Source organism: Clostridium sp. 1001270J_160509_D11, assembly GCF_015667935.1.
Classification (GTDB): Bacteria; Bacillota; Clostridia; order Peptostreptococcales; family Peptostreptococcaceae; genus Intestinibacter.
Genome location: NZ_JADPET010000016.1, coordinates 20,782 through 29,758 on the forward strand (window position 1 = coordinate 20,782; position 8,977 = coordinate 29,758).

The 8,977-nt window shown below is 29.1% G+C and carries 9 protein-coding genes; all 9 read right to left on the bottom strand.

Going from position 1 to position 8,977, the window contains the following annotated elements; translation table 11 throughout:
- Positions 1-8: 8 nt before the first annotated feature.
- Positions 9-374 (bottom strand): ACT domain-containing protein, encoded by a 366-nt coding sequence (locus tag I4U58_RS03145; RefSeq protein WP_195929589.1) that lies wholly within the window; start codon positions 372-374, stop codon positions 9-11.
- 144 nt (positions 375-518) lie between these two features.
- Positions 519-1,877, bottom strand: a complete 1,359-nt coding sequence (locus tag I4U58_RS03150; RefSeq protein ID WP_195929590.1) for an MATE family efflux transporter — start codon at positions 1,875-1,877, stop codon at positions 519-521.
- 8 nt (positions 1,878-1,885) lie between these two features.
- The gene (locus I4U58_RS03155; protein WP_195929591.1) at positions 1,886-2,671 is read right to left on the bottom strand and encodes an ABC transporter ATP-binding protein; all 786 of its coding nucleotides are present in this window, start codon (positions 2,669-2,671) and stop codon (positions 1,886-1,888) included.
- Positions 2,672-2,703: 32 nt separating this feature from the next.
- The gene (locus tag I4U58_RS03160) at positions 2,704-3,714 is read right to left on the bottom strand and encodes an iron ABC transporter permease (protein WP_195929592.1); all 1,011 of its coding nucleotides are present in this window, start codon (positions 3,712-3,714) and stop codon (positions 2,704-2,706) included.
- Between the two features lies 1 nt (position 3,715).
- A complete protein-coding gene (locus I4U58_RS03165) occupies positions 3,716-4,726 on the bottom strand; it encodes an iron ABC transporter permease (protein WP_195929593.1) in 1,011 nt (336 codons plus the stop codon).
- 104 nt (positions 4,727-4,830) lie between these two features.
- Complete coding sequence (locus I4U58_RS03170) at positions 4,831-5,763, bottom strand: iron-hydroxamate ABC transporter substrate-binding protein (protein ID WP_195929594.1); 933 nt, start codon at positions 5,761-5,763, stop codon at positions 4,831-4,833.
- A 217-nt stretch (positions 5,764-5,980) separates the two neighbouring features.
- Positions 5,981-7,378, bottom strand: a complete 1,398-nt coding sequence (locus I4U58_RS03175) for an MATE family efflux transporter (RefSeq protein ID WP_195929595.1) — start codon at positions 7,376-7,378, stop codon at positions 5,981-5,983.
- Positions 7,379-7,452: 74 nt separating this feature from the next.
- Positions 7,453-7,677 carry a hypothetical protein gene (locus I4U58_RS03180; RefSeq protein ID WP_195929596.1) on the bottom strand — a complete coding sequence of 75 codons (225 nt, stop codon included), beginning with the start codon at positions 7,675-7,677 and terminating at the stop codon, positions 7,453-7,455.
- A gap of 115 nt (positions 7,678-7,792) precedes the next feature.
- Entirely contained in the window at positions 7,793-8,668 is an 876-nt protein-coding gene (locus I4U58_RS03185) for a YitT family protein (protein ID WP_195929597.1), read from the bottom strand.
- Between the last annotated feature and the right edge of the window lie 309 nt (positions 8,669-8,977).

Sequence of the window (8,977 nt, forward strand, 5' to 3'; positions counted from 1 at the left end):
CTAATATTTTACTCTACAATATACTCATGTTCTCTTAATGCATTTTTTGCATCTTCTAAATTTTCTTTTTTTACTAGTATATAATCAGTATCGTATGTAGACAATGCACAAATGCCGACTTTAGTTTCTGCAAGTATTGTAGATAATTTAGATATTATCCCTATAAGTGAAAAATCAATTTGTCCCTCTATTTTAAATGCAATCCACCCCTCATCAATATCGGTACAATTATTTGGTATAGATTGCATTTCACAAACTATTGAATGTTCGTCATCCGTTTTTCCTATAAATAAAAATTCATCTTCTAAGTTAATTTGTGAAAAATCTTTTACCTTGCATATTGCAAATTCTTTGTCAATAATTCTTAATTTCATATACCCTCCTACAAACTTTATAATTTATAATCCCTAAAAAAATTATCCTAATATGTATTATTACTACTTATTAGGATAATTTCTTATTTTTATTATATTTTATTTTTATATTGTAATAAAATTTTTATTCGTATTTTTTTACTTTTACGCTATTTCTTTTTGAATTTCATTATTTTTAGTACTAGACTTTATCTCTCTAACTAAAAATACAGTTATAATTATAGCCGCCAAAATATCAGCTATAGGTTGACTCATCCATACACCTTTCATCTCCATAAATCTAGGAACTACGCTTATTATAGGTATAAACAGTATAACTTGTCTAAGTAATGTAAGGAACATTGATTGTTTTATTTTTCCGATAGATTGGAAATATATTGGTCCTAGCACACATACTCCTAGAAGTGGTAATGTCATAAGATATATTTTCATTCCATCTAAACATATTTTTTCTAATACTGCATCTTTAGTAAAGATATTTACAAACATATTTGGGAAAAATCTAGTAAGTAAAAATCCTCCAAATAAAAATACAAATGCTGCAAACATTCCTTGAAGTAGTATTTTCTTCGTCCTTTCGTATTCTTTTGCTCCAAAATTATACGCGATTAAAGTTTGCATACCTTGACTAAGTCCGTATATAGGCATTAAAAACATTAAGTTTATAGAAGTTATTGTAGTCATTGCTCCTATTGCCAAATCTCCACCATAACTTTGTAAGAATTTATTTGTAACAAGGTGTATAGAACCTGTTACAACTTCCATACAAAATGGAGTTATTGATATAGTTAATATTGCAATTACCGCTTCTTTTTTTAATCTTATATTTTTAAGTCTAAGTTTTAGATTTGAATTACCTTTTGTAAAGTAATAAGTCGTCCATATAAAGTTTATAAGCTGGCATATAACTGTTCCAATTGCCGCTCCTTTTATTCCAAATCCAAAATAGAATATAAATAATGGATCAAATACTAAATTTAATAAAGAACAGACTATCATAATTGTAGCAGCTAGTTTTGGTCTGCCATCTGCTCTTATCGCTCCATTTAAACTAAATCCAGATAAATTTACTACAGCACCTAATAAAATTACGCCCATGTAGTCTTTTGCATATGGTAGAGTTTTTGCACTAGCGCCAAATGCATATAAAATTTGGTCTATAAAGACTAAACCTAAGACCATAATTACAAATCCACCTAAAAGCTCTAGCGCAAATGTATTTCCAAGAAGTCTTTCAGCTTCTTCTTTGTCTTTTGCTCCCAATTTTATCGATATATTAGTGCTTCCTCCGACAGATACAGCCACACCAAATGCACCGATTAATGTAAATAGTGGCATAGTCACCCCTAAACCTGATATTGCATATGCTCCAACTCCATCCATAGAGCCTATAAATGCTCTATCGACTGTATTGTATAAACAAGTTACAAGCATAGCCAGGATAGCAGGAATTGAGTATTTAACTAATAATTTACTTATATTGTCTTTTGCTAAATTCTCCATCTTATCTCCTATCTAACCATATCATAAGTTATACAAACTGGTTTTTTAGTTCTAGGATCTGTAACAATCTCACTATCTATATTGAATAATTCTCTAAGATTTTCTTTTGTCATAACTTCTTCAGCCGTACCCTTACAGCATATTTTACCTTTTTTAACACCTATCATATGGTCTGCAAATCTAGCAGCATTATTAAGCTCATGTATAACCATAACTATTGTCGTGTTGTATTTTTTGTTTAATTCATCTAACACTTCTAATACTTCTAATTGATGAGCTAAGTCTAAGTAAGTTGTAGGCTCATCTAAAAGAAGTATATCTGTTTGTTGTGCTAAAGCCATAGCAATCCACGCTCTTTGTCTTTGGCCACCAGATAAATCTTCTATTTTTCTATCTCTAAATTCTGATATTCCTGTCGCTTTTAAAGCCCAGTCTACTATCTCTTTATCTTCTTGTTTGTTGTTTTTAAATCCACTTTGATGTGGAAATCTTCCGTAAGCTATTAACTCCTCAACAGTAAGTCCTCCTGGTGCTTGTGGGCTTTGAGGTAAAACAGCCATATTTTTTGCTATTTCTTTTGAACTTTGTTCATTTATATTTTTAGAATTTATATATATGTCTCCGCTCTTTGCTTTTAAAATTCTAGCTATTGTTTTAAGAATTGTAGATTTACCACATCCATTTGCTCCAATGATTGTAGTAATCTTTCCTTTTGGTATTTCTAAATTTAAATCTTCAACTATATTTACATTGCCATAAGCTATATTTACATTTTTAGTTTCTATTGAATTCATAGTTATATTCCTCCTTCTAAATATTCATTTACTTAATCAGCTTTTAACATTAAGTAGATGAAATAAGGTACACCAATTACTGAAACAACTAGTCCAACTGGTATTTCAAGTGGGGCAAATATATTTCTAGCAATTGTATCTGATGCTAATAAAATAAACGCACCTACTAATGATGCAACAGGTATTAACTTTTTATGAGCTGGTCCAACTAATTTACGTGCAATATGTGGAGATACTAGCCCTAAAAATGCTATACTTCCTGCAACTGATGTAGCAACACCTGCTAAAACAACTGCAACTACTATCATTATTCTTCTTTCTTTTTCAACTTCAAGTCCAAGACCTGTCGACATTTCATCTCCTAGATTTAATACATCTAAATCTCTTGACTTATAAAATGCAAAAGAACCAAATAAAATTACAAATGGAGCAATTATATAAACGTATTTCCATGTTGCTCCCCATATACTACCGTTTGTCCACGCTACAACTCTATTAAATTCTTGTGTAGTAAATTTTAATTGGAAAACTGTAAGTAATGCTAGAAATGCAGTATTTATTCCAATCCCGATTAATAATAAACGAGATGAATTTATACCTTTATTCCACGCCAATGCATATATTAAAAATGCGCCAAATAATGCACCACAAAGTGCAACAAATGGCATTGTATATATCGTAAAATTGCTTATTCCGTCATATACATTTCCGTTTAAGAAATATATATACATAACTACAAATAATGCAGCACCTGAATTTATCCCTAATATACCTGCATCAGCTAAATCATTTTTAGTGACACCTTGTAGGATAGTCCCTGCAATTGCTAAAGCAATCCCTATTAAAATCGCCATAAGTATTCTAGGTAATCTCAGTCTAAATATTACTATTTCTTGATTTTTTGTACCAAGACCAACAAGAGTTTTAATAACATCTGTCGGTGTTAATGTTGAAGAACCCATATTTAAACTTATTACAAATGTTGCAAATATAAGCCCTATTAGAACTAGTGATATAATCATAAATCTTTTATTTTTTTTCATATTATTTCACTTCCTTTCTAATAAGATATATAAATACCGGTACACCTAATAGCGCAGTTAGTGATCCTATTGGTGTTTCATAAGGTGGATTTATAAGTCTTGATATTACGTCACTGTAGACTATTAATACAGAACCAAGTACAAATGAACATGGTATTATATATTTAAAATCAACACCTACTAATTTTTTAGCTATTTGAGGTATTATAAGACCTACAAATATTATATTTCCAGCTACAGAAACTGACGCTCCTGTAAGTAATATTACTATTACAAGTGATATAAATCTTGTGCGATTTGTATTTTCTCCAAGACCAATGGCAACATCCTCTCCTAAGCTAAGGATTGTTATTCTCTTTGCCATAACCATCGCACATACCATACCGATTATGCCGACGATAAATAATAATTTAACACCTTCCCAATTAACACCGATAAATCCACCATTTATCCAGAAACTTAATTGTTGAGATAAGTTAAAGTACATCGCTGCACCTGTAGCTAGTGATATTAATAATGTTCCAAGTGCTGTCCCTGCTAATGTAAGTTTTATTAGGTCAGTTTTCCCCATAGATCTCGAACTTACAAAATAAACAAATAACCCACTTATACTAGCTCCTAAAAATGCAAATATCATAAGTGAAAATCCACCTATAACTATATTTGAATTTACTTGTTGTAATACTAGAGCTATTGCTACCATAAATGTAGCACCTTGAGTTATACCTATAACTGATGGTTCAGCTATAGGATTTCGAGTAATCCCCTGCATAATCGCACCTGATACTGCTAAAAATCCTCCAACTAATACACCAGCAAGTGCTCTTGGTATTCTTACATCTCGTATAATTTTTGAATTTATATCGTTTCCTTGTCCAAATAAACTATTTATCATAGTTGAAAAATCTATATCTTTTGCCCCTATTGATACTGATAAAAATATTCCTAGAGACAATAACAATAATCCACAAATAATTAAAATATATGAATTTCTTCTATTTGAATTAGCCAAATTCAACCCTCCTTTTTTTGAATTTTCTAATTTATATCTTAAAATCAAATTAGGTGAATAAATATAATTTATCCACCTAATCTAAAAATAATCTTTATTTTATGCTACATTAAAGCATTTTTTACTTCGTCTAATAATAATTTTCTTCCCATTGGATTATAAGCTTGTGAGAAGAATGGACTTGCATCTAAGAATACATAGTTTCCATCTTTTACAGCTCTTATTTCATTAAATACGCTGTTTTTAGCTAAATCTTGTTTGTCAGATGCCATACCTATCACTATTATGTTATCTGCATCTATTTCTGAAAGTCCTTCTATACTTACAGTTGGAAGTGTTATACTATCTTGTTCTGGCATATTTGCTGGTTGTTTAAGACCCATATCATCTTTTAAGATAGTTCCCATTCCACCTTCAGAGAATATCATAAATTGTCCAGAAGATGCTAAAGCTACTACATAAGATTCGTCACCTTTTGCTTTCTTTATTTCATCTCCTATTTTTTTAGCTTCTGCATAATAGTTATCTAACCAAGTTTGTGCTTCATCTTCTTTATCAAATAATGCAGCTACTTGTTTTAAGTTTGCTTCCCAATCATTTGAACAATCTTTAAGCATTACAACTGGCGCTATTTCTTTTAATTCATCGTACATTTTTTCTTGTCTTGGCGCCATTATTATTAAGTCTGGATTAGCTTCTATTATAGCTTCTATATCCATAGTATCCATCATTGAATGTCCAACTACTTTTGTATCTTTGAAAGTTTCTTTCATGTATGATGGTACATTTTCTGTATCGTAAGAATCTACGTTAGCAGTTGCCACTGGAACGTATCCTAATATAGCTAATTCTTCACTACTTCCTGAAATATCAACTATACGTTTTGGATTTGCAGGTATTTCTACATCTCCTTTTTCAGTTTTTACAACTCTTGTTTCAGCTTTGTCTGCTGATTCGTTGTTACTTGAACAACCTGTTAATACTGATAATGATAGTATTGCTACTAACATTAACACTAATGATTTAAGTTTTCTCATTTTTCCCTCCATGATGATTAAATTAGTGATGAATGGAGATTGATAATAATTCTCAATCCCTATGGTTAGATTATATCAAAATTTCCTACTAATTCAATAGGAAATAACTAATTCCATCATTTACCTAAGTCGTAATTTCCATATTATCTATATATAAACAAAAAAAGTAAGGATAATCACAATTTTATGATCATCCTTACTTTTTTTAATATTTATATTAAGAATATAACTCGTCTTTTACACCTAAATTATTTTTATTATTTGATTTATAAAGTTTTTTACTTTTATTTAAAATAACAAAAATTGAAAGCAGTATTATACCTTTAAAAATACTACTTATGCTTATACTCCACCATATACCGTTTATTCCAAGTATATCTGGTTTACTAAGTACAATTGCCATAGGTATCCTAGCTAAATTTAATACTATACTTGTTACTGAAGGTATATATGTCCTTCCTAACCCCTTAAGTATTCCTGTAATAGTTATTTCTATACACATTAATAGTTGAGAATATCCAAGGATTTTTAAATAATCTACACCTTTTATTATTGCATCTGGCTCATTTATAAATGCTCTAAATATTATATCGCCTAAAAATACTAAAACTAATGTAGTTATACTTCCCCATATTAAAGCGCCTATTAATCCGATTTTACTTCCTTTATTTATTCTGTCAAATTTATATGCTCCATAATTTTGTCCTGTAAAAGTAGACAATGCTGAGGCAAATCCATCAGCACTCATCCAAGATATAGATTCTATTTGTGAACCTACCTTTTGAACAGCTACTGCTACTGGTCCAAAAGATGCAACAATTACTCCCATAGCCATAGATATAAGAGTGAATAATGCATTTTGAATAGCTACTGGCAAACCTAGCTTATATAAAGTTTTAAAGTATTCTAACTCTATATTTCTAAAGTATTTAACTTTAAAATACTCTATTTTATTTTTTATTATATACCCTACAAATACACAAGTAACGATTATTTGTGCTGTTATTGTAGCAATACCTGCTCCATTTGTTCCTAAAGCATCAATAGGTCCAAATCCGAAAATTAGCAGTGGGTCTAAAATAATATTAGCTATAAGTCCTATTGTGTTAATCCTAAATGGTATAGAACTATTTCCAAGACCTATAAAGATCGATGTGAATACAGGATTTATAAAATAAAAAATCATTCCTATAGCAAGTATAACTAAATACTGTCTAGACATTGTGATTACTTCTAAATCGCCTAAATTAAATATATCTATTAATTGCTTATTAAATAGAATTAATACTAAAGTATAAGTTATTGATAAAAATACATTTAACTCTATAGATGATTTTATGTAAGATTTAACTTCCTTTGTATTTTTCTCTCCCATACTTTGAGCTACTTTTACTTCTCCACCAATTTTTGAAAACATAACAAATGCCATTGCAAGCCAAGGATAAAACCCTGCTGTTCCAACTGCTGCTACCGAGTTACTACCATTTTTTCCAACCCACATCATATCGATTAAATTGTATGCAATTTGAATAAATGATGTAGCCATTATAGGGATAGCTATTTTCACTAGTTTTTCGACTATCCCACCTTCTGTCAAATCAATTTTTTTATCCATTTCTCCTCCAAATTTTAATATTTTACTTTAAATATCTTATTTATATGTATAAATATAATATCTTCTGTATTTACTTAAAATCCCAAAGATTTTAAGTCTAATTTACTAGCTGATACAAGAACTAATACAACTCCTATTATAAAAGCTATTAAAATTATCATTTTTACATAATTGTTAACTTTAACTTTATTTCTAACTTGATACATTATCATAAATCCAAAACTTATTATGCTTATTAAAATTGCCATTGCACCTACAGTAAGTACAAATCCAGTCATTAATAAATTATTTGCATCCATGTATTACTACCTCCTAATTACTAAAAATGTAATTACTATTTTATCATAAGTTTTGTATATAATGAATAAACATAAAAAGGCTGTCGATTTATTTTAATTCGACAGCCTTATATATTTAACTTGTTTGTGTTTCTTCTTTTTTCTTTTTAATATGTTTTCCAACAATCTCATTTACATCAGTTATTGTAACAAAAGCAGAATAATCATCAGCTGCTACTATTCTTTTAAGCTCAGGTATTTCTATTCTTGTTACTACTGCATATAATACAACCTTTTTCCCACTTATCAATCCTTCGCCTTCTAGCATTGTAACTGTTCTTCCCAAATGTTTATATATACTATTTGCTATTTCTTCTCCATGATTAGTTATAATCATAGCCGCCTTTGCTTGTTCAAATCCCTCAGATACCATATCGATAATCTTAAAAGTAATAAAATATGTCAATATTGAGTAAAGAGCTCTATCCCATCCAAATAAAAATCCTGCAGTTGAATATATGAAGAAATTTAAAAACATTACTACTTGCCCTACAGAAAATGATGTCTTTTTATTTATTAATATGGCAACTACTTCTGTTCCATCTAAACATGCACCAAATTTTATAACAAATCCAACACCTATTCCTAGAAGTAATCCACCGAATACTGTTGCCAAAAGAACATCATTAGTTAGCTCGGGTACTGGTTTAAGTTCTTCTAATAAAAGAGATAATACAATCATTGCATAAGCTGCTTTTATCAAAAAACTCTTTCCTAATTGTTTATATCCTAAAATTAAAAACGGTATATTTAAGACAAAGGTAAGAACACTTAATTTAATTTTCGTTATATAACTGACCATAATGGATATACCTATTATTCCACCATCAATTATATTGTTTGGTACCAAAAATATTTCTAGAGCTATTGCAGCAAGTGTAGCTCCAACTGTGATAAGTAAGAAAGAAAGGAAATTATTTAATAACGTTTTATTTTTACTGCTACTTGTCATTATTATCCCCCTTTTCTTATTTAATAAAATAATAAGTTGTTTTAGTTGATTTTGCTTAAATTTATTTTGTATTTTTAAATACACTATATTTTGTCTACTTAATTTATAATTCCATTTATTTTCTTAAAAACCCTTCTTATATTTAGTTTTTTTACAAAATTTTAACATTTTCGACTATTATTGATTCAAAATTATAAATTAGCTTGTTTTTTAATATGAAATAAAATTTATTAAGATTTAGTTTGATAAGTTTATTAATATTTTCATACGTATAAATTGATATTAGAAATGATCTAAACATAAATAGCA